A 22568-nucleotide genomic window follows, 5' to 3' on the forward strand; every position below is an offset into this window, starting at 1 on the left:
CTCAAGAGTTATTTAAAACAATTTTTTTAATAAAACTGAAGGTGTTTTGGTTTATGAATTTACATATAATACCTACAAAAAAATCTAAGAAATATTTATATTTCTCATTGTACCTATCGCTAGTGGTTAGCATTAGTTCATTAGTAACAGAATCAATTTCCACTTTATCTAATAAGCTTGATAATAATGATATATTATTATCATCAGTCTTTAAAAGCTTTGCTATAGCTATAAATGTTGTTTTTGAATACATATTCTTAGATATAATCATATCAACCATATTAAACATATCTCTAGAGTTATTGTTATAGTTATTTAATCCTCTATTTATAAAGACTGGAGAAATACTTGAATTTATAGAAGCTATTGCATTTGAGTTAATCTCTATAAGATCAGATATCTCTACTATTTGTGTCCATGTTGTGTATGTGTGTATTTTTGTCTCTAATATTTTGTTATCAAGTTCAGGGAAGACAACATTGTAGTTTAGTGATTGAGAGTTTCTATTAAGATAGTATTCATTTTGACCAGAAAAGACAAAGCCATCAAATGAACAAGGAGTATTGTTTTCATACACTGATAAAACCTCTATTGCTTGAGCATCATCTATTTGATGATGTTTTAGTTTACTATTTGATAGACTCATAGAGGTAAATGTGGCGCTTGAATAATCATCGAAGCTATTAAATATTGGTACCAAATTGACTCTAAATAATGAAGATAGTCTTTCTTCGCTGTAGTTGTCTATTTTTAGATTAAAGTAGAAGTCTATTTTTTGTAAATTATTGTATTTATATTTAAACAAATCTTTGATTCGTATATTAAACCCATACATCAGACTAGGGTTATGAATATTCAAAATCAGTTTTTCAGTTGGTTTAAGTTGTAGGTTAACAGGTTCTACTATTATTTCCTTGGTTGAGTATGAGTAGTCTAAAAATCTAATTTTTGCGGAACCACTATCTGCTAGTATTTGATTGAAAATAGATGTGGCAAAAAAAGGATCTTCTTCACATAGTCTTGGATCAAGCCATATAGTAAGATAATCATATTCAAAATTATTTTCAAAATCTAATGATATATTTATTAGAGTGTCACTTTTTTTTATGGTTGCTACATTCTTTACAGGTAAGATAAGACTTTCTGATCTTGTTGTATATGTTAAGGATTTATTAGTCCTTTTGTCCTCAATAAAAAAATACTCTTGAGGACGAATATAGTAGCCATTATGACCTTTGTCTTTTATTTCTAATAAACATGATTTAGGAAGAAAATAATATAAACTACTATAATACTTGAATAAAAGACTACTACTATACTCAGAGATTCTTTTATCAAAATCATTTTTAATATCACTACTTAATTTGTCAAAAGTTTTTTTTAGGATGGCTGCATCATTTGTGCTTAGGTTATCTTTTATTTCATTCATGCCAATAGTCCTTTAAGATGTTTTTGCATTAATCTGCCCACTACTTATGAAGTTCACCATACCTCCAGCAGCAAATGTACATATTGCTTTGTTATTCATAGTATTTATTGGGGCACCTTCTAATAGTGTGGTTGGGTTCGTTGGTATAAATGGTGTAAGGTTCGGTATACATACCCAAGGAAAAACGAAAGGGTTCATTGTCGGATTGGCTGGGTTTGTACACCCTGCAAAAGGTAGTATATTAGCGCCTAGCTTAGAGTCAGTAATATTAGATGCTGGTAGATTTCCTGCAAGTGTTTTTATTCTTGTACTTAAATAGACTCCTGGAGCGAGACTGAATGAACATTTGATTTGAGCAGTCATAGAGGGAGTTAATGTCGAGGCACTGCCTGAAAGGTTGAGATTTGTAGGGCTTAACAAAGTCTTAATATTGTTAAGCTCAGATATCAGATTGGATATTGCATTACTAATACTATCATCATTGTTAGGTGCGGTTTCTAGTCGTTTTAATGAGTCGTTTATTATGTCTAGCATTATATCCTCCAATAAGCATCTTGCTTGCTTTTTAGATCATTAATAATTGGATCGTCTGTAATTTCTTTAAGTGTTAGGAAATAATCATTGGAAAAAGGTGGTAAATTATATATACCTATAAGAGAAGGGCACTTGTAGCATGCTTGATTTAAAAGGAATAAAGTAAGTTCTTTAGCTTTCTCAGAAGCATTTTCATAATTGGCATTAGAAATATTTTTATTTATTTTTGTTAAATATTTATCAATATTAATTCCCTTGTTGCTAGGATTAGATACTCTAATTTCTCTATATGTTAAAAACTTTTTTTTGCTAAAAAAACAGTTAAGTCTACTTATACCATTTTTATTTTTAATTAATTGTTGTTCAATATCTTTTAATAATGAGTAATTAGACTTTAGTCTAGGATATATCTTATTTAGATGCTTTATATCTTTGTAAAATCTTTCATGATTAAACTCATGTTTTTTGGATATTTGTGAGGTTATTAAATTAAAATTCTTTTCGAACTCGATGAAAGGGCCAATTACCTCGAGGTTTTCATCGGATATGGCGATGTTTATAGAAGTAGCTATTTCTAGCAAAGCTTGAAAATACTTATTAGATATTTTTGTAATTAAGTTATTAGGTGACTGTTCTATAATTTTCTCTATAGGCTTGTCATTATTATTTGTAAAAAGGTTTTCATAGAGCTCTCTTTCTTTATGGACTTTTTTATATAGTGTTTCATCATCAAATATTGTATCTGGGATACATTTTAAAGTTATCAAGAGCTGTTCAAAAGACTCAAGTTTAGGCGTGTTTGTTGTATGAGTCTTATGAAAGAAAATATTTTCTAAATTAAAATCATTAAAGTATCGAGATATGCCAAAAATTTGTAGGTCGATAAAATCTATAATCTTTTTTAACTCATCAGAAGGCTGTGTTTCTTGTAGAGATGTTAAAGAGGTGCTTAGAGTATCTGTATTTATTCTTTCGTTAATAATGTTTAGTTTAGTAATATCACTATTTGCAGAATAATAAGCTTTTAAAAGTATGATGTCACTAGCTAAGTAGGTATCTACTTTGAAGATCCCATTTTTAATTATATAAGCAAGATTTATCAAGCTTAAAATGGGATTTTTCCTTAATGGAAGAAAGCTATCTGTGCTTTGTATCTGTTTTACAAAAGTTTTCAGTGTATTAAAATATGTCTCGTACTCAACTATATGTTTATCTGAGTCAGGTTTTTTTAGGGTTTTAGTATATAACTGTGTAAGCTTATCAGTACTAACTTCTATATTAGTATCTTTTGTAACATCTAAAAAAATAGTACCCAATTCATCATTACTACTTGTTATGATTTTTTTTCTATCAGCTATATCTTTGTCAATTACTAACTTATAGTTATCAACTAACTTTCTTAAATCTTTCAAGTAGCCAACAAAAAGTTCAGTATCAGTAGAGTCTAAAATATTGTCGATAACTTTTAATATCTGATTATAAAGCCTCTTAGACATATCAGATAAGTTGAGATTTACTGAATATTTTATATCTTCAATAAGATACCTAATATTATATATATCAAATTTCTTATAATATTTTTTATTTTCAAGTTTAATGATATCGCTGATACATTTGTCAAGCTTGTCTACTCTAAAAGACCTTTCTTGGTCATAGTAGAAGTTGATATTTTCAAATAAACGCTTAAGCGCTTTATCAGCAATACTATCCATAAACATTAACCAACCATTGTTGCTGCAGAACCTTTTATACTTGCTGTAGCACTTCCTTTGATATTGACATTTACACCTTCTGCATTAAGGCTTACATCAGCTTTTATACTATTATTTAAGCCTTTTATGCCGATGTCCTGTGCAGCTTGAATATTTGTGTTTGCAGAGCTTTTTACATTAATTGTTCCTGACTCTATAGAAATACTCGAGTCATCAAGCACAATAGTCGAATTGCCTATTTTTAGCACAATTTTGCTATCATTAAGCATGATGCTTGATTTTTTCGTAGCTAATAATATTTCTTTTTCCGTTATTGAAATTTTTGAGTCTTTTACATTGTCGATTATTTGCTTGTCAGCAGTTGATTCAATTGATTCAGTTGCGTTATGAGAGATTTTTCCTGAGGATTCTAATTTAGTAGTACAGCCTTTTGACTCATCTTTTATGTCTATGAGTAAACCCTGTTCTTCTAAATTAAAAATATGATCTGCTTTTGACATAAGAGTTATCTCCCTTAATCTTTTTCTATATTACTATCATTTTTGATAGTAAATTCATTTACTGAATCAGAGCTAATAATATACTTCCAATTTTCAATATTGTTATTATCCGGCAATATGAAGTATAGAGCATAATCTTTACTATCTTTATTTAACGGAATTTCATTTTCTCCAGTTTTTAGGTTTAATACTTTTACGTTATCATTATATATTCTTTGAGAGATGGACTGATAGTTGTCAGAGTAAAAGGTATTTTTATCAGGTTTAGACTCTAATACGACTTTTGTTTTAGGGACATTGTTTTTGATATACAAACCATCATTTGCACAACTACTAAGTCCTAGAGCTATAATTAATATTAAAAAAGCTTTTTTAAATAAGTTATTGTACATTAGTATCTCCTTGTTTCTGCCAACCTAATACTTGTAAAAATTTTGATTCGACTTTAAAGCTTACAGGGTATGTTTTACCATTATGTTTAACTTCCCAAGTGCAAATATTATTTTGATCACAGTTAGCATCTTTAATAGCTTTTAGTATCGACCATTTACCGTGGTAACTTATTTGGTCTGTACTACCGTCTTCAAATTTTATAGTTATGGTTGTTGATTCAAGTGAGTTCCAATTGTAACTAATTTCCATACTATTTGAGTATGCTATATTCAGAGAGTTTACATAGTTTTGCTTATCGAGAATTATACTGAAGAAGGTATAGTCATTATCTTCATTTGGTATGGGAGTTATCTCAAATTTGATAGCTTGAGGATTTCTTTTGTCATCCCATAATAGTTTGTTCAATAAGTATACTTTGTTAAACTTATTTAAGTAATCTACCTGCTCAGAAGTTGAGAAATCGTTACTATACCATTTATCGTTAGTTTTATTATAAGATAATAGTGGCGATAGTTGCTCTATAAATGTTGAGTATATATAACCGTTGCTATCAAAATCTTTTGTTATTGCTTCATTTGTGGCAAAAGTATTACTATTTTTATTGAATGGGAATTGATCAGTTATGAATTCATATTCAATATTAACAGTATTATCAAGTTTAGTTATAGCATCTTTTATAGCTATAGTTTTTATCGCTTCAATAGCTATATCTAGATGTTTTTTAAGTAATTTATATAGGTTGTTATTGTTTGGATTATTTATTTCAGAAAGTCCGGAGTAAACTTTTTGTAGAGGTTTATATCCTTGCTTAATTTCCTTATAAGTATCTGAGTAACCATGCTCTCTTATTAAATTATTCAATTTTTTGAATATCTCTCTATATTCAACATAGCTTTTTGATTTTAGATACTCATCATTTTCGTGGAAGTGGCTATCTATCGGAGCCCATAATGATATGTCTTGATCTTTATTATCTTGTTTACCTAGCTTAGTTATTTTTCCATAGAATTGTTGAAGCTTATTAATCTTTTTAGTAGGGTTTACTCTAGATTCATCAGATACCAAATCGGTATTTGTGTTATAGAATTCTATCAAATTATTGAAAGAGGAATCTTTTGATGACATAGCCAGTAGATAAAGATTTAAAGCATTTTTATTAGAGATATTTTTACTGAAATCAGAGTCACTATTAAGCTTATCAATCATTCTGTTGTAAGACTCTATATATCTTGAGTTATAGTTATTTATGGAACTTTTGTAGATAGCAATCATAAAGTCAGGCTCTATATTGAAGTTATCCTTAAGATTATTAAGAAGTCTATTAAATTTTTTATTTATAGGCTCTATGTTGTCTTTAATATATTCTTTTGAATATATTGGAGATATCAATATTTTTTTACTATAGAAATTAGGTGCAAATTCCATATATAGCTTCTTACTTACAGGGTTGATTAATGGAAGTTCGTCTTTATTATATGTTGAGTTGACGACACTATTGAGAACATAGTTTACTAAAGACGTAGTTATAGAACCAGTTTGCTCTTTACCCTCATCTGTAACATCATTAGCATTTTTCTCTAAAGATTTCACTAAATAGTAAATATGATCGAGCATGTCACTAAAGCTTTCAAACTTCCTCTCGTTCTCCTCTTGGTTAAATATCAAAGAAACACTTTTTGTTATTGAATTTATGTATGATGAATTACATAGTTTCTTTGATGAAGTATCAAATTGCTCTTGATAGGTTGAGAAAATATTATTTACCTCAATCGGTATTATATAATTGTTTTTTAAATCTAGAATTGAGTTGTCGATAGTACATCTGTACAAGTATTTTATATATATATCATTAATGATTTTTGCTCTTTTAGTATTTGATATTCCTAAGTATTCAGCATTGAAGCCTTGTGTGCTTAAATAGCTTTCAGAGTCTTCTCCAATAACTAGTAATCGATTAGTATATAATTTATTAGCTCTATTAGTAACTGCTTTAATAGTTTCAGTTTTTAAGTTTTGATTTGTATACTTGATCACAATTTCTAGTTGTTTTTCAGAAAGATTTGTAAAACTACTTATTATTTTAAGCATAGCATCAGTCTTTTGATTTATGTCTTTGTTGTCTAAATATTCGAAAAATATTAGAAATGATGTGACCAATGATAAGTCATATGAATCATTGTATTTCGGTAAAATTACACTCTTTAGCAACGTATTAGCATATTGTTCATAAATGAAGTGATATTTTACTGATTTTGGGTATAGAATATCCAAAAGGATGGTGTCATCAATTTTCTTTCTAGCTTCTTTTAACACTTGGTGAGAGTTAGTTTCAGATGACGGATCTAAATTTTTGATGGAAGCTTTCTCTTTTAGTCCAATCTCTTGAAAAATATTAATAATAAATATGAAGCTAAACAATAGAGAGATTAAGTTTATGATGATACCTCTAGGGGAACTGCTAAAAAATATGGTATCTCTTCTCGCTATTATATTATCCGGAATGTTTAAGCCAAAATTAAGAAATATTTCCTTATCAATAGATTTTAATTGAGGAGATATATTTTTTAGTGATTTTCTTATTTGGTTTAATATTATTGTATTATTGTATTTATCTCCAATACTATCTTTATGGCTAAGGATTTTTGACAGTATTGCTTCATCAATTTTGTTATTTAGGCCTTCATTTGAGCTTAGTTTGACTATAGATTTCTTACCAATAGCATTGTTATAGCTTTGACTATGTTCAGATGAACTGTAGAATGATATTATAAAATTTTTTAATCTTAGCTTTGTAAGTTGTTTATAAACCTCACTTATACTATTGTCCTCCTGAAAGTGAGGGTTAGAAATATCAAAGCAGAAATTGAGTTTATAAAACTGTAGATTTAATTTTCTTCTTAATTTACACAAGTCTGAAAGGTCTTCGGTTCCAAATACTAATGAAGTATTGATTTTATCGATAGCTATTAGAGGCAGTTCATTGTTATCAATGATTTGGACGTTAGGTTTTAGCTTTTTTATGTGGTCTTTTGCAGCAGAATAGTCTCCATAGAATATATACAGCTCAGCTAAGCTATTCTTTATTTTATTTGTTCTAATAACCGATTTTGCACGTTTTATAATATTTGCAATAGGCTTTTTACTGGAGGTTTTTGATGTTTTTAGCCACTTCCTTATAAGGAAAATGCTAACAACGGATAGAATGATTACTACTATTATCAGAGAAATTAGTAATATTTGATGATTTTTTATAAAAGTCATATTTTAATTCCCTTTTGATTTGTATCTAAGAAAAATTCCTTTTTTATCGTTTATTAAAAAAGAATTCTCACTAGCTTCGTTAAGTTGAGTTAATGAGAATGTCTCACCATCGCTTGTCTGTGTATATGCCATTTCACAGTTTTCCTTAGCACCAAGAAGTTGTCTTTGTAATAACTGTTGCTGTGCCTTTTCTGTTGATATTGCTGAGTTAGAAATTAACTCAACTATTTCGCCGTCTGTGAATGATTGAGCCTCAACTAAAATAATATCATCATTTCTAAGAGGCATGAATTGGTTATTAGCAGAATTTATATTTACCTTCATTGGTAGGTATATAATTGGTTTTTCAGAAGATTTATCTGGTAGTAATTCCTTGATAACTTCTATTGCATAAAAAATACTGGCTTTACTATTTTGTATAGCAGAAGTGCCTTTTTCACCATTTCCTTGAAACTCAGCAAATGAGCTCTCTTCAGGTTTATAGTTTTTAAAGAATTTATATGCTTTTTTCGAATCGTTATTAACATTTTCTCCGATAGTCACTCTGCCATTTATATAGAAATTATGAAAAGACTTGTATTTAGGATATTCAGGAGCTAGGTTGTTATAGTCTTTTATTTTGTAGGTTACTAAATTATTGTGTGTTAGATTAAGGGTTTTTGTGAAGGCTATTTTCTCATATACATCAGCCTCAGAGGTGCTCTTGTAGTGAAGCTTATTTATGTTTTTATAGAGTTGTTGAGTGCTATATTTACTTCTAGTGAATGATAACTCTCTTTCATATATGAATAAATTTTTTATATTTGTTGCTCCTAGTAGGTAATCTTTATCATTTTCTAGTTTGGATAGAGTGATCTCACTATCTATAAAGGGAAGAATATTTCTCGAGGTTAAAAGTATTTCGAATTCCGAAGTCACAATCTCTTTTTTTTCATCATCCTGATTCTGCAAATATTCGATAGTACTAAGATTATCTTTATATATCGATGAAAAAGGTTTTATTGTGCCTTTAGAATTTTTTCGCTCTTCTTTTCTCTTATTGCTGATAGTTACATCTGGAGAAATATCATTTTCTTTAACGTAGAGGTTTGGTTCGTTAGATGTTAGATGTTGTTTTTTTAGGCAACTTATATCATAGGGAGATAATTTATCCTTCAAGTTATCATCAGAGTTTGCAATATTGCTTTGTAGGGAGCTGTCTACTTTATCAAAGATATAGTAGGTCACTTTACCATTTTTCTTGTTGCAGAAATATTTTAGGTAGCTTTTATTTTGTTGGAGTTGCTCAATAAAAAAATCATAGAAGCTTCTATTTATAGTTGAAATAAATGTTTGAGGTATTCGAGTTTTTAGGTTATTGCTTTTATTCGTGTCTAAAGAAAATAAACTGTCAAAGAAAAAATTATCTTTAAGAATGTCGTCCAAACTTTTATTGATGTCAATATAAGATGGTTTGTGTTCCATCCAAAGTGCTTTGAGAGGGTCATGGAATTTTATTTTAAATTCTTTTAAACCAGATGAAACACTTTCAGTATAAGAGTATATGCTATATTCGAATTTTTCTTCAGTATCTAGATAGTTTGTAGTAGATCCAATAGCTACAAAACGAGTTGATCGTGTGTGATGTTCTTTTTTAGAATCTTTCTTATAAAAATTAAAATCATCATTTATTTGGATATCTATCAGTATAGGTTGATTTGGAGTCAGTAAAAAATCAAAGTCTTTGTGATTGTTTGTATATGCCAAATTAAAAGTTAATTCCCCACTAATTCCATAAATATTTTCACATATTTCTAAATTTTTAATATGCGAGTTCTTAATTGTTAGAGAGTTCTGTTTGAAGTATTGTTTATTGTTTGTAGATACAAAGTTAATATCCTCTATTTCAAAGCCTTGATTAATAGGCTTTATATTTATCGTGAGTTCTTGTTTTTGGAGTACTGGGTTGTATCCAATATATTTAGCAAGAATGTTCTTGAGTTTATTAAACTCGTTCAAAGTAGATTTATCTAGCGAGCTAGATCTTTGTATTGAGTTATCGATAACGTTTAGCAGTTTATCTATTTTTTTTATGTAATCGTAAGGAAGTTCTAAAATTAGTTTTGATTTGCATGAGTTTTCTAAGTCTAAAATAGCTAGTTCTAGGCTCTGATTATCTTTATTGTTTATAGAGAAATATTCAATAAATTGATTTATGATGTTTTTAAGTTTAGTAATTTTACAGTATTGTTGATATTTTTTGTAATCAAGCCTGGATATTAGATTATTATCATATAATATTTTAGTTGTTTTTAGTTGTGTGCTAACTAGGTTTATGTTCTCTATGTTATGTCCAACTATAAAATTATTGATCTCACAAGCAAGTTTAGCAGAATAAGAAGTTACACCTTTATTTGTAACATCAGAAGCTAATTGACCAACTACAGTATCAACATTAGAGTCTGTTATATTGCTAATATTTATCATTGCTAACTTAAGTGATTTAAATCTAGTTAGAAAGCATTGTACATAAGCAAATATCTCTAAGCTATATGTTTACAGCTTATATTTTACTAATTTTTAATATGTTTTTATGAGTTTGATAACTAATGAATGGACAAGGGATTTGGTTATAAAGATCTGAATTTGAGTGGTATTTACGAGTTATTTGGTTAGATGTTAAAAAAACTTTAATTTTTTTGAAGAAAGTAGTTGCATTTTGTGAGAGTGATGCGTATTATATGTCTTCACCGGCTGACGAGTGATGTTAACGGTTGGGAGCTAAGGCTTCTAAGATATTTAAGAGATATATTATATACAAACACTTTGTTAAAGAATTTGAGTATCAGTAGTTAGAGTCAGAATTTGAGAATTAAACTGAAGAGTTTGATCCTGGCTCAGATTGAACGCTGGTGGCATGCTTAACACATGCAAGTCGAACGGTAACAGGAGAAGCTTGCTTCTTGCTGACGAGTGGCGGACGGGTGAGTAACGCGTAGGAATCTGCCCATCTGTGGGGGATACCAGTTGGAAACGACTGTTAATACCGCATAATATCTGCGGATTAAAGGTGGCCTTTGTGCTGCCGCAGATGGATGAGCCTGCGTTGGATTAGCTTGTTGGTGGGGTAAAGGCCTACCAAGGCTACGATCCATAGCTGATTTGAGAGGATGATCAGCCACATTGGGACTGAGACACGGCCCAAACTCCTACGGGAGGCAGCAGTGGGGAATATTGGACAATGGGCGAAAGCCTGATCCAGCAATGCCATGTGTGTGAAGAAGGCTCTAGGGTTGTAAAGCACTTTAGTTGGGGAGGAAAGCTTATGAGTTAATAGCTCATAAGAAGGACGTTACCCAAAGAATAAGGACCGGCTAACTCCGTGCCAGCAGCCGCGGTAATACGGGGGGTCCGAGCGTTAATCGGAATTACTGGGCGTAAAGGGTCTGTAGGTGGTTTGTTAAGTCAGATGTGAAAGCCCAGGGCTCAACCTTGGAACTGCATTTGATACTGGCAAACTAGAGTATGGTAGAGGAATGGGGAATTTCTGGTGTAGCGGTGAAATGCGTAGAGATCAGAAGGAACACCAATGGCGAAGGCAACATTCTGGACCAATACTGACACTGAGGGACGAAAGCGTGGGGATCAAACAGGATTAGATACCCTGGTAGTCCACGCTGTAAACGATGAGTACTAGCTGTTGGATTCGGTGTAAAGGATCTAGTGGCGCAGCTAACGCGTTAAGTACTCCGCCTGGGGACTACGGCCGCAAGGCTAAAACTCAAAGGAATTGACGGGGACCCGCACAAGCGGTGGAGCATGTGGTTTAATTCGATGCAACGCGAAGAACCTTACCTGGTCTTGACATCCTGCGAACTTTCTAGAGATAGATTGGTGCCTTCGGGAACGCAGTGACAGGTGCTGCACGGCTGTCGTCAGCTCGTGTTGTGAAATGTTGGGTTAAGTCCCGCAACGAGCGCAACCCCTATTGATAGTTACCATCATTAAGTTGGGTACTCTATTGAGACTGCCGCTGACAAGGCGGAGGAAGGTGGGGACGACGTCAAGTCATCATGGCCCTTACGACCAGGGCTACACACGTGCTACAATGGGTATTACAGAGGGCTGCGAAGGTGCGAGCTGGAGCGAAACTCAGAAAGGTACTCTTAGTCCGGATTGCAGTCTGCAACTCGACTGCATGAAGTCGGAATCGCTAGTAATCGCAGGTCAGAATACTGCGGTGAATACGTTCCCGGGTCTTGTACACACCGCCCGTCACACCATGGGAGTGGGTTGCTCCAGAAGTAGATAGCTTAACGAATGGGCGTTTACCACGGAGTGATTCATGACTGGGGTGAAGTCGTAACAAGGTAGCCGTAGGGGAACCTGCGGCTGGATCACCTCCTTAACGGAAATACGAAAAATAGAAATAAGCTCTAATTACATATTCAAGTGATTTAGCATAGTGTTTGTAGATAATATATTTTAGTGTAAGTAAAATACGGGTCTGTAGCTCAGTTGGTTAGAGCGCACCCCTGATAAGGGTGAGGTCGGTAGTTCGAGTCTACTCAGACCCACCAGTTTTTGGGGCCATAGCTCAGCTGGGAGAGCACCTGCTTTGCACGCAGGGGGTCAGCGGTTCGATCCCGCTTGGCTCCACCATATTTATTTACATGAAGATAGAGATATTTAACAATTTAGTATAGAAATAGACTTAAGAAAATAAGTGCAAGCGGTGGATGCCTTGGCATTCAGAGGCGATGAAGGACGTGATAATCTGCGATAAGCTTCGGTTAGTTGGTAAATAAACTTTGATCCGGAGATTTCCGAATGGGGGAACCCACCTAACACAAGTTAGGTACTCACTCGACATAGAGTGTAGAGCGAACGAGGGGAACTGAAACATCTAAGTACCCTTAGGAAAAGAAATCAATTGAGATTCCCATAGTAGCGGCGAGCGAAGTGGGAAGAGCCTGGTATGATTTAGCTGTAATTATAGTAGAACAAGTTGGGAAGCTTGACGATAGAGGGTGATAGTCCCGTATACGAAATAATCACAGTGGAACTAAGCATATGAACAAGTAGGACGGGGCACGTGGAACCTTGTCTGAATATGGGGGGACCATCCTCCAAGGCTAAATACTCCTGAATGACCGATAGTGAACTAGTACCGTGAGGGAAAGGTGAAAAGAACCCTTATAAAGGGAGTGAAATAGAATCTGAAACCGCTTGCATACAAGCAGTAGGAGCATGATTTAGTCATGTGACTGCGTACCTTTTGTATAATGGGTCAGCGAGTTACTTTTAGTAGCGAGGATAACTGAATAAGGGATCCGTAGCGAAAGCGAGTCTTAATAGGGCGAATAGTTGCTAGGAGTAGACCCGAAACCGGCGCGATCTATCCATGGCCAGGTTGAAGGTTGGGTAATACCAACTGGAGGACCGAACCCAATACTGTTGCAAAAGTATGGGATGAGCTGTGGATCGGAGTGAAAGGCTAATCAAGCACGGAGATAGCTGGTTCTCCCCGAAAACTATTTAGGTAGTGCCTCGTGTATAACTCATTGGGGTAAAGCACTGTTTCGACGATGGGGTTTTACGACCTTACTGACTCGATGCAAACTCAGAATACGATGAAGTTCAATCACGGGAGACACACTGCGGGTGCTAAGGTCCGTAGTGGAAAGGGAAACAGCCCAGACCGCCAACTAAGGTCCCCAAGTCATAGCTAAGTGGGAAACGAAGTGGGAAGGCCCAGACAGCCAGGAGGTTGGCTTAGAAGCAGCCACCCTTTAAAGAAAGCGTAATAGCTCACTGGTCGAGTCGGCCTGCACGTAAGATTTAACGGGGCTAAGCTATGCACCGAAGTTGCGGAATATATTTAGTATATTGGTAGGGGAGCGTTCTGTAAGCCGATGAAGGTGAATTGAGAAGTTTGCTGGAGGTATCAGAAGTGCGAATGCTGACATGAGTAACGTAAAATAAGTGAGATTCTTATTGGCCGAAAACCCAAGGTTTCCTACGCAATGTTAATCAACGTAGGGTAAGCCGGCCCCTAAGGCGTAGCTGAAGAGTGAAGTCGATGGGAAACAGGTTAATATTCCTGTGCCGCTTATATAAACGAAGGAGGGACGGAGAAGGTTAGGTAGGCCTGGCGGATGGTTGTCCGGAAAGTATGTAGGTAGAGGTGCTAGGCAAATCCGGCATCTTGTTGATCTGAGATACGAGACGAAGTCAAACTTGTTTGACAAAGCTATTGATACCATGCTTCCGGGAAAAGCTTCTAAGTATATTGTATAAGTGACCGTACTGTAAACCGACACTGGTGGGTAGGTAGAGAATACTAAGGCTATGAGATAACTCTGGTGAAGGAACTAGGCAAAATGACACCGTAACTTTGGAAGAAGGTGTGCCCTTGATGGTGATGAGACTTGCTCTCTGAGCTGTTGGGGGTTGCAGATACCAGGTGGCTGCGACTGTTTATCAAAAACACAGCACTCTGCTAAATCGTAAGATGAAGTATAGGGTGTGACGCCTGCCCGGTGCTGGAAGGTTAATTGAAGGGGTTAGCGCAAGCGAAGCTCTGGATCGAAGCCCCAGTAAACGGCGGCCGTAACTATAACGGTCCTAAGGTAGCGAAATTCCTTGTCGGGTAAGTTCCGACCTGCACGAATGGCGTAACGACGGCCACACTGTCTCCACCAGAGACTCAGTGAAATTGAAATCGCTGTGAAGATGCAGTGTACCCGCGGTTAGACGGAAAGACCCCGTGAACCTTTACTACAGCTTTGCACTGGACTTTGAATATTTATGTGTAGGATAGGTGGGAGACTTTGAAGCAGTCACGCTAGTGATTGTGGAGTCGTCCTTGAAATACCACCCTTGAATATTTGAAGTTCTAACTCAGGAGAAATTCGAGGACAGTGTATGGTGGGTAGTTTGACTGGGGCGGTCTCCTCCTAAAGAGTAACGGAGGAGTACGAAGGTGCACTCGGTACGGTCGGAAATCGTGCCAAGAGTATAAAGGCAAAAGTGCGCTTGACTGCGAGAGTGACGGCTCGAGCAGGTACGAAAGTAGGTCTTAGTGATCCGGTGGTCCTGTATGGAAAGGCCATCGCTCAACGGATAAAAGGTACTCCGGGGATAACAGGCTGATTCCTCCCAAGAGTTCATATCGACGGAGGAGTTTGGCACCTCGATGTCGGCTCATCACATCCTGGGGCTGAAGCAGGTCCCAAGGGTATGGCTGTTCGCCATTTAAAGTGGTACGCGAGCTGGGTTCAGAACGTCGTGAGACAGTTCGGTCCCTATCTGCCGTGGGCGTTAGAGATTTGAGAAGAGTTGCTCCTAGTACGAGAGGACCGGAGTGAACGAACCACTGGTGTTCCGGTTGTTTCGCCAGAAGCATTGCCGGGTAGCTACGTTCGGAAGGGATAACCGCTGAAAGCATCTAAGCGGGAAGCCTCCTTCAAGATTAGATCTCTCTGATGTAAATCAGTAAGGAACGTTGGAGACTACGACGTTGATAGGCTGGGTGTGGAAGTACAGCAATGTATGAAGCTTACCAGTACTAATGATCCGAGAGACTTAAGTCTATTTCTATGCTGAATTGTTAAATATCTTTATAAGATATATTATCCAAAACACAGTTTTGGCGATAATAACTTGTAGGAACCACCTGATCCCATTCCGAACTCAGAAGTGAAACTACAAAACGCCGATGATAGTTTGGCTCCGGCCAGGTGAAAGTAGGTAATCGCCATCTTATTCAAATATCAAAGACTTATCGTGATAAGCAATACAAAAAGCCTCATAGAAATATGGGGCTTTGTGTTTTTATACTTACTAAATTTAAATTATCCTTATCAATTAGTTTATATACAAAATGATATTAACTAATAATTATGATTAACTACCTTATTACTATACATTTCAAAAGAATCATCATCAGCCTTAGTTTGTTGTTGTTTATTGATTAAAGATTGTGTTTCTATTTCAGCATTAGTTAATTCTTTAGATATTGATTGTAGTATCTGGTTGTTGGATGTTTCTTTATTAATAATAGTAGGAGATGCACATAGGTAGGCAGAATATGATATCAATAATATGTACATTAATAGCTTCGGCTTCATATCTTAAGCTCCTTATAATACTTTGCTATAAACAGTATCAGATATTACATCTATTAATTATATATTATTTTATTGCTAATAAAGAAATATCTTATTAGGATAAATCATGTAGCATTATTTAGAGTTTATGCGAGAATGTATTTTGTTGGATTATCTGGGCATTCATGTATACCACATTCAATAAAAGTTGAAGCAATATTAGCAAAAATAGCAATTATGAAAATGACAAATATAATATGACTTAATGTTCGGATTTTATTATTTTTTGCATCTGCTATTTCATTAGGATCTTTATTGATTTTATATTGATTAGGATAAGACATAACTACAGAAATATAAATGATCGCAATCATGCATATTATGAATACCCATGTATACATGTGTAGTCCAAAAACTGTTGAACCAAAGCCAACTGGATCTGAAACATGAAGAGCAATTTGACGTAATGAAATAAATGCTGTTAATACAGAAGCTAGTAGCGATAGCGCATAATGGCTAGGTCTGATATGATAATGCATATTCAATAAAAATCCGAATCCTATTGCTAGTAGTCCTAATCTTTGCAAAAGGCATAATGGGCAAGGGATTTCTCCCATTACAAACTGAAAGTAGAATGCAGAAATAATTGTAACTGTAATACCTGCAAGTTCTATAGCACTTAGGAGTTTTACTAAATCTTCTTTAAAATATTTTTTCATATTTGCGCTCCTTATCTATAGATAAATTGACAAATGATCACTAGCATGATGAAGAAATACTAGTGATGTTACGATTAGAAAAATACAAAATGCTATAAGTCCCCATCGTCTATTAAACCAAGCGAATATGACTGATAAAAAGAGCAGTATGAAACTTATTAATATACCTGGCATATGAAACACTCCTATATATTGATACATCAATTTAATAATAGCAGTATTTGAATATCATTTCATTTTATATTTTCTAAGACTAGTCGAAACTATATTTCATACCATTATCCAAAATCATAATTAAGATGTTGTAGCTTTTGTCTTTAGGAAGCTTTTCAATTAGCTTTTTGGCTATAAAATAATTTGCACCACTACTGTGTCCAGCGTAAATACTTTGCTCTTGGGCTAGTTCGTTACATCCTTGTATAGCTTGTTTATCTGTGAATTGAATTATTTCATTAATGTATGATAAGTCCATAGACTTACAAAATACGGGATTGCCTGGGCCTTCAACTTTATAACTGTATATATTTTGCTCTATTGGTTTGCCATGATAAAAAATATCGTAATAAACAGATCCTTTAGGGTCTGGCATAAGAATTTTAGTTTCTGGGAATATCTCTTTTATTCTTTTAGCACAACCAGTAATAGTTCCACCAGATCCTCCAACTGTTATAAAGAAGTCTATATTTTTTGAGTGAGTTAAAAAGTAATTGACTATTTCTTGTCCTGTAGTTTTGTAATGACACTCTGTATTTAGTAGGTTATCATATTGGTTAATTAACACCCCATCTAAATCTTTTGCTAAGTGCTTAGCTTTATTTACATAAAAATCAGCATCTGTGTAATTGGCAGTATTTTTGCATATTGTTAAATTTGCTCCAAAACTTTTGATCATTTCTCTTTTTATTCTTCCAGTTTTTTCTGGACACGTAATATATACGGGATGATTATATAATCTTCCAATTGCAGCTAGCGAAGTTCCCATATTTCCAGAACTTGCTTCAATAATTGCTTGTTCAGAATTTATTTTTTTATTTTTGATTAAATTATCTAATATATATTTTGCAACTCGATCTTTTATACTTCCTGTAGGGTTAAGCCATTCGCACTTGGCATATAAGTTATGAGCGTTGTTGGTTTTTAGTTTGATAATAGGAGTTTTGCCTATTAGAGAGATCATGATATTTTTACTATATTTTAAATTAGGTAATTTTAGCAAAATGTTTGCTGTAGAATCTTTTAATTATCTGTAATGAGTATAATAATGAGTTGCTTTTGTGATATTGTGAGACTCATAAAGTGATATATGATTACGTTTGATACCAACAGAGTAAGATCTTAACTTTGTTGGATTAGCATTAGCAAAAGTAGTAGTTATAACTGATATCAAAATTAATAGAAGTATTTTTTTCATCATTTGCTCCTTTATGTTTTTATTATAATCTAGTTAATATTTAGTATATATCTAGTAGTGGTGATATGTCTCTAGCAAAAGCTACATAGCAGTTATGCATAAATGAACATAGTCACTAAAACTTATATTGATTTTGGATAGTTGAGAAATTACTGATGAAAAGCATTAAAGTTACTTAGGCCTAAGTTTTATTTATCTTTAGGAGTTAGTTTGCTAGTTATATCTCCAGTTAAAGATTTATCCATAACTGATATGCTTTTAATTGGTTGTCCCTCACTTAAATTAGCCTCATTAAGGTTAACAGAAACTCTATTACCAACTAATGTATCAGAAATATAGATAGTATTCTGAGATAAGGATGTTACTGATTTCCATTGTGTTGGCCATTTATCTTCTAAACTTGGGTTATTAAAACTCTCATTTCTGTAGCCTTTGATAAATGGAACAGATACAGAGTCAGCTGCTGCAAACATGTAATTGACAGCTTGATCAGCAGAGTCTGCATCTGGTAAATTTTCATTTATAAAACTACCCCTTACAAATCTATATCCAGAGTTGGCACCACCTGGTAGTTTATCTATATTATAGAATCCCAAATCTTTGGCTTGTTTTAAAATTTTAAGTTGCTTATCATAGCTAGGTTCATTACTAAGATTTTTTACACCTCTATGTATAGTTAACTTTCCATTAATATATTCAATAAGCGCACTATCTCCAGTTTTATCTTCTACTAGATAATGAACTGGTAAATAACTATCTTTACCATTAATTTTTACTGGCGGATTGTATATTTGATATTTATCTAAGTTTTCTAGAACTTCTTGAACTGTAGAATAGTTTCCTAGTACATATCTAACCCAATCAACGCCATTGATTCCTGGTTTGCTTAGATCTCTTTTAGGTTGAACAGTATCCCCTAAATAAAGCAGGTGGGCAGCTAGGCCTTTTTCATTTACACCTTCACCTGTTAAATTTTCTAAATTAGTTTCATCAATTGATACATAACCATATTTATCAGTCCAGTTAAGAGGATTTTTATTTAGACCACCACTTTCTTTTGTTCCTCTAGGATATACAGTTAAGTTTGGTTTTAAGTCAATAAAGATATCCATAGTTCTAGTAGTATAAACTCCAATATTTTTTCCAAAATCATGATTGATTTCAGAGCAAGCCATAGCTGGTATTGATGTTGCTAATATTGCGCTACTTAAAATAATTTTTGATAGTGTTTTTCTCATTATTTATTTCCTTATTTGTTATTTAAAAAGCTAAAGTTAATTTATCAGCTTACATGGCTATTATATTTGTAGTAGTATTAATTTGTCTGTAGCAAAAAATGCATAACAGCTATGCGCAAATGAGGTTAGTGATGAATTTTGATGATATTTTTATTTTTATTAAGCTTATCAATATAGGTACATTTACAGAATTAGCTAAACATTTAAATATTTCTCAAAGTACAGTTTCCCGTAGAATTCAAAGCTTAGAAGAATCCATAAATATGAAATTGATCAAGCGTAACTCAAGAGGCTTAATAGAAATGACTGAAGATGGAGAGTCATTCTATAAAAACTTTAAAGATATTGAGCAAGAAGCAAGTTCAATATTTCAGCAGCTAATGAATAAATCTAAAGAAATAACGGGAACTTTAAAGGTAGGTATACCAAAACTTTTTCTTGATAACATACTAGCTGATAGATTGGATTTATTTTATGCTAGATATCCTAATGTTCGACTAGTATTTAGTTATACTGCAGGAGTAATAGATTTGGTTAAGGATGACATGGATGTGGCAATTACTATTAAAAAACCTTTAGTTACAAACTGTACTATAAAAACGTTAGTAAGAGCTAAAAATAAACTTTACGCTAGTGAAGAGTATATTCAAAAATATGGACAACCAAAATCTCTGAAAGATTTAGAAAATCATGATGTTGTTGGGTTCTTAAGTCATGATAAATATCAGACTAGTCTGATAGGTCTTTTAGAGAGAGATGACTCTAAAGAAGAGGTTAATATTAACCCAAATCTATTTTTTAATAATTTTATATGTGATATTAATTTAGCAACTAAGTGTAATAAGATTGTTAATACTTTGGATATTTTTGCTAATAGTAGATTAGATATATTACCAGTGCTTAATGATTATTATTTTGGCGAAACTAACTTTTATTTGGTAAGAGCAACTGGAGTTAGAAATAATCTTGAGCAAGAGTTTGTTAAATTTGTTAATGTTTGTTTGCAGGATTATTAAATGAATAAAGTATTAGTAGTTTTTGTTATATTGATTATTAGTGCAGATTTGTATGCGATAGTAGCTGGTAATTCATTAAATATAACTAGCAGTAAAGTTAAAACAGTAGAGGTTGATAAGAATATTAACAAACCTTTTAATAGTCGTCAGTTAGAAGATGATATAACTATGGTTAAAACTAATTATAAGTAAAAAAGAAGTTTTTTATACTATTTTCCAATACAAAAGCTTGAGAAAATCTCTCCTAATAGGTCATCAGAGCTGAACTCTCCTGTGATTGAGTTAAGATGCTCTTGAACTATTAATAATTCTTCTGCTAAGAGTTCTCCATTCCCAAGTTCTAACTGTTCTCTAGCAAGTTTGATATGTTCAAAAGCATTATTTATAGCTGTAACATGTCTCTCACGAGCTGTATAAACACTCTCATTTTGAGTTGTATAACCAACTTTGGCAAGAATATGATCTTTTAGCTTATCAATACCTATGTTGTTACCTGCGGATATATAAATATGATTATTATGATTCATAGGCGCTTCTTCAAGGAGGTCTATCTTATTGTGAACATAAGTAATATCTATATCTTTAGGTATTTGATTATAAAATTCAGGTATTATATCCTTTATATCACTAAATTTAACCTGACTATTTGTATAGTCATCGGTTACAAATAATATTTGATCTGCCTCTTGAATCTTTTTGATTGCTCTTTTGATTCCTTCGCTTTCGATAACATCATCACTGCTACGTAATCCAGCAGTATCGATAATATGCATAGGAACACCATTTATTTGAATATGCTCCTTTACAATATCTCGAGTTGTACCTGCTATTGATGTTACAATGGCAGACTCTTTACCAGCTAGAGCATTTAAAAGACTAGATTTACCAGCATTAGGCTTACCGACCAGTATTAGTGTTACGCCTTCAACAAGGATCGCTCCTTGTTTACAACTATTTTTGACATCGAGAATTGTTTTATATATTTCTTGTAAACTAGTATGAATCTTTTGATCTTCTAAAAAGTTGATTTCCTCTTCTGGAAAGTCAATAGATGCCTCAACATACATTCGTAGATAGATAAGTTTTTCTAAAAGATTATTAATCTCTCTAGAAAAATCTCCTTGAAGAGACTTTGCTGCTGATTTTGCAGCTATTTCTGAAGATGCATTAATAATATCAGCTACAGCTTCAGCTTGAGCCAAATCAAGCTTATTATTAAGAAATGCTCTTTCTGTAAACTCTCCAGCATTTGCCATTCTAGCGCCACATTCTAGGGTAGCTTTGATTATTAAGTTAAGTATAAAAGGATTGCCATGTGCTTGTATTTCAACAACATCTTCACCAGTATATGAATTAGGAGAGTTGAAAAATATTACAATACCATGATCAACTATTTCATTTGCATTATAAATATTACAAAATGTGGCATATCTAGGTTTGAGACGTTTTTTTGTGAGCTTTTCGGCTATTGATAAAGCATTTACGCCAGAGATACGTATTATACCTATACCACCATTACCTTGGGGTGTTGCAACTGCAACTATAGTATCTTTAGTATACATGTTTATTTTATTTTGTAGTTTGAGTTAATATCAGTATCATCTTCTTCTTGATCTATCACACGACCTTTTTTATTTGTATATTGCTTAAAAAAATCGGGATTTTCTTTAATTATTTTCCTACGTATAAAAAATGAGAAAATCATAAAAAAAATAATTAGAAAAACAAATAAAGGAGCAAAAATAATGAATGATATAACTGCTACCGCAATAAGACCTAGAGAGGTTAAAATTTGTTTTACATTGTTGTTCATTGCTTTGCTTTATAGTATTTAGCTTGTATAATATGAATACAAGTATATCACTTAGGTGGTTATTAAAACAGAGCTCCATATAATTCTGTGGGCGTGTTATTCAAAATCTGGAGGTTTATATGAATATTCAAATTACTGGTAGACATGTTGAAGTTACTGACCCAATCAAAAGTTATGTTAATGAGAAAATTGGTAAGGTAGGACATTATTTTGACAACATCACTTCAACAAAAGTAATTTTAGATGTTGAAAAAGATCATCAAGTGGCAGAAGCTATAGTTACAGTTCCAGGTAGTGAATTTGTGGCGAAGGCGGAGGATAAAGATTTATATGCAGCTATTGATATGCTTGAAGATAAGTTGGCTCGTCAGATAAAAAAACATAAAAATAAATTGAGAGATAACCACGCGACTGGTCATTCTGAATAAGTATCTTGTTATATTTTTCTATAT

General features: G+C 33.2%; 18 protein-coding genes, 2 tRNA genes and 3 rRNA genes. 8 read left to right on the forward strand and 15 right to left on the reverse strand.

The annotated features are described in order from the left end of the window. Position 1: 1 nt before the first annotated feature. Genes iglH through F0R75_RS01885 form a run of 7 tightly spaced genes read right to left on the reverse strand, consistent with a single transcriptional unit; the run spans position 2 to position 10295 of the window. On the reverse strand, positions 2-1429 hold the full coding sequence (iglH, locus tag F0R75_RS01855; RefSeq protein WP_149368546.1) for a type VI secretion system baseplate subunit TssF/IglH: 1428 nt from the start codon (positions 1427-1429) through the stop codon (positions 2-4). A 12-nt stretch (positions 1430-1441) separates the two neighbouring features. Next, positions 1442-1963, reverse strand: coding sequence for a type VI secretion system PAAR-like protein IglG (gene iglG / locus F0R75_RS01860; RefSeq protein ID WP_041263696.1), 522 nt, complete (start codon positions 1961-1963; stop codon positions 1442-1444). Continuing rightward, complete coding sequence (locus tag F0R75_RS01865; protein WP_149368545.1) at positions 1963-3675, reverse strand: hypothetical protein; 1713 nt, start codon at positions 3673-3675, stop codon at positions 1963-1965. The genes iglG and F0R75_RS01865 overlap by 1 nt, the downstream gene beginning before the upstream one ends. Positions 3676-3680: 5 nt before the next feature. After that, positions 3681-4175 carry a type VI secretion system tip protein TssI/VgrG gene (gene tssI, locus F0R75_RS01870; RefSeq protein ID WP_149368544.1) on the reverse strand — a complete coding sequence of 165 codons (495 nt, stop codon included), beginning with the start codon at positions 4173-4175 and terminating at the stop codon, positions 3681-3683. A gap of 14 nt (positions 4176-4189) precedes the next feature. Beyond that, the gene (gene iglE / locus F0R75_RS01875) at positions 4190-4567 is read right to left on the reverse strand and encodes a type VI secretion system lipoprotein IglE (RefSeq protein ID WP_149368543.1); all 378 of its coding nucleotides are present in this window, start codon (positions 4565-4567) and stop codon (positions 4190-4192) included. Then, positions 4557-7829, reverse strand: a complete 3273-nt coding sequence (locus F0R75_RS01880) for a hypothetical protein (protein ID WP_149368542.1) — start codon at positions 7827-7829, stop codon at positions 4557-4559. The genes iglE and F0R75_RS01880 overlap by 11 nt, the downstream gene beginning before the upstream one ends. A 3-nt stretch (positions 7830-7832) precedes the next feature. Then, the gene (locus F0R75_RS01885) at positions 7833-10295 is read right to left on the reverse strand and encodes a pathogenicity determinant protein PdpA1 (protein WP_149377182.1); all 2463 of its coding nucleotides are present in this window, start codon (positions 10293-10295) and stop codon (positions 7833-7835) included. Positions 10296-10682: 387 nt separating this feature from the next. Here F0R75_RS01885 and F0R75_RS01890 point away from each other — a divergent pair. The 5 genes from F0R75_RS01890 (at position 10683) to rrf (ending at position 15573) form a co-directional block, all read left to right on the forward strand. Then, positions 10683-12216: ribosomal RNA gene (locus F0R75_RS01890) — 16S ribosomal RNA — on the forward strand. A gap of 95 nt (positions 12217-12311) precedes the next feature. Continuing rightward, positions 12312-12388: transfer RNA gene (locus tag F0R75_RS01895), tRNA-Ile, on the forward strand. A 6-nt stretch (positions 12389-12394) separates the two neighbouring features. Then, positions 12395-12470, forward strand: a tRNA-Ala gene (locus F0R75_RS01900). A 50-nt stretch (positions 12471-12520) separates the two neighbouring features. Beyond that, positions 12521-15403: ribosomal RNA gene (locus F0R75_RS01905) — 23S ribosomal RNA — on the forward strand. Between the two features lie 55 nt (positions 15404-15458). Further along, a 5S ribosomal RNA gene (gene rrf, locus F0R75_RS01910) occupies positions 15459-15573 on the forward strand. The 16S, 23S and 5S rRNA genes sit together here with 2 tRNA genes alongside, the layout of an rRNA operon. Positions 15574-15703: 130 nt before the next feature. On the opposite strand, the gene F0R75_RS01915 is transcribed toward rrf, so the two are convergent. The 6 genes from F0R75_RS01915 to F0R75_RS01930 all read right to left on the reverse strand — a co-directional run bounded on the left by F0R75_RS01915 (position 15704) and on the right by F0R75_RS01930 (position 19287). Next, positions 15704-15940, reverse strand: a complete 237-nt coding sequence (locus tag F0R75_RS01915) for a hypothetical protein (RefSeq protein WP_149368541.1) — start codon at positions 15938-15940, stop codon at positions 15704-15706. A 125-nt stretch (positions 15941-16065) separates the two neighbouring features. Next, complete coding sequence (locus F0R75_RS01920) at positions 16066-16638, reverse strand: disulfide bond formation protein B (RefSeq protein WP_013922781.1); 573 nt, start codon at positions 16636-16638, stop codon at positions 16066-16068. A 15-nt stretch (positions 16639-16653) separates the two neighbouring features. After that, positions 16654-16839, reverse strand: a complete 186-nt coding sequence (locus F0R75_RS10185) for a DUF5993 family protein (protein ID WP_306669292.1) — start codon at positions 16837-16839, stop codon at positions 16654-16656. A gap of 52 nt (positions 16840-16891) precedes the next feature. Then, positions 16892-17815 carry a PLP-dependent cysteine synthase family protein gene (locus F0R75_RS01925; protein WP_149368540.1) on the reverse strand — a complete coding sequence of 308 codons (924 nt, stop codon included), beginning with the start codon at positions 17813-17815 and terminating at the stop codon, positions 16892-16894. A 63-nt stretch (positions 17816-17878) separates the two neighbouring features. Next, a complete protein-coding gene (locus F0R75_RS10125; protein WP_013922783.1) occupies positions 17879-18049 on the reverse strand; it encodes a hypothetical protein in 171 nt (56 codons plus the stop codon). 188 nt (positions 18050-18237) lie between these two features. Then, the gene (locus F0R75_RS01930; RefSeq protein ID WP_149368539.1) at positions 18238-19287 is read right to left on the reverse strand and encodes a linear amide C-N hydrolase; all 1050 of its coding nucleotides are present in this window, start codon (positions 19285-19287) and stop codon (positions 18238-18240) included. Positions 19288-19418: 131 nt separating this feature from the next. Between F0R75_RS01930 and F0R75_RS01935 the strand changes: the two genes are divergently transcribed. Beyond that, on the forward strand, positions 19419-20303 hold the full coding sequence (locus F0R75_RS01935; RefSeq protein WP_149368538.1) for a LysR family transcriptional regulator: 885 nt from the start codon (positions 19419-19421) through the stop codon (positions 20301-20303). Further along, on the forward strand, positions 20304-20495 hold the full coding sequence (locus tag F0R75_RS01940; protein WP_149368537.1) for a hypothetical protein: 192 nt from the start codon (positions 20304-20306) through the stop codon (positions 20493-20495). 17 nt (positions 20496-20512) lie between these two features. Here the strand turns inward: F0R75_RS01940 and mnmE are convergent, their stop codons facing one another. Together mnmE and F0R75_RS01950 are read right to left on the reverse strand one after the other, a co-directional pair. Next, positions 20513-21865, reverse strand: coding sequence for a tRNA uridine-5-carboxymethylaminomethyl(34) synthesis GTPase MnmE (gene mnmE, locus F0R75_RS01945; RefSeq protein ID WP_149368536.1), 1353 nt, complete (start codon positions 21863-21865; stop codon positions 20513-20515). Positions 21866-21867: 2 nt separating this feature from the next. After that, positions 21868-22116 carry a hypothetical protein gene (locus tag F0R75_RS01950; protein WP_013922788.1) on the reverse strand — a complete coding sequence of 83 codons (249 nt, stop codon included), beginning with the start codon at positions 22114-22116 and terminating at the stop codon, positions 21868-21870. Between the two features lie 119 nt (positions 22117-22235). On the opposite strand from F0R75_RS01950, the gene hpf reads away from it, so the two are divergent. Continuing rightward, complete coding sequence (gene hpf, locus F0R75_RS01955) at positions 22236-22544, forward strand: ribosome hibernation-promoting factor, HPF/YfiA family (RefSeq protein WP_013922789.1); 309 nt, start codon at positions 22236-22238, stop codon at positions 22542-22544. The last annotated feature ends 24 nt before the right edge of the window (positions 22545-22568 follow it).

Origin of the sequence: Francisella marina, assembly GCF_008369785.1 — a bacterium.
Lineage (GTDB): Bacteria > Pseudomonadota > Gammaproteobacteria > Francisellales > Francisellaceae > Francisella > Francisella salimarina.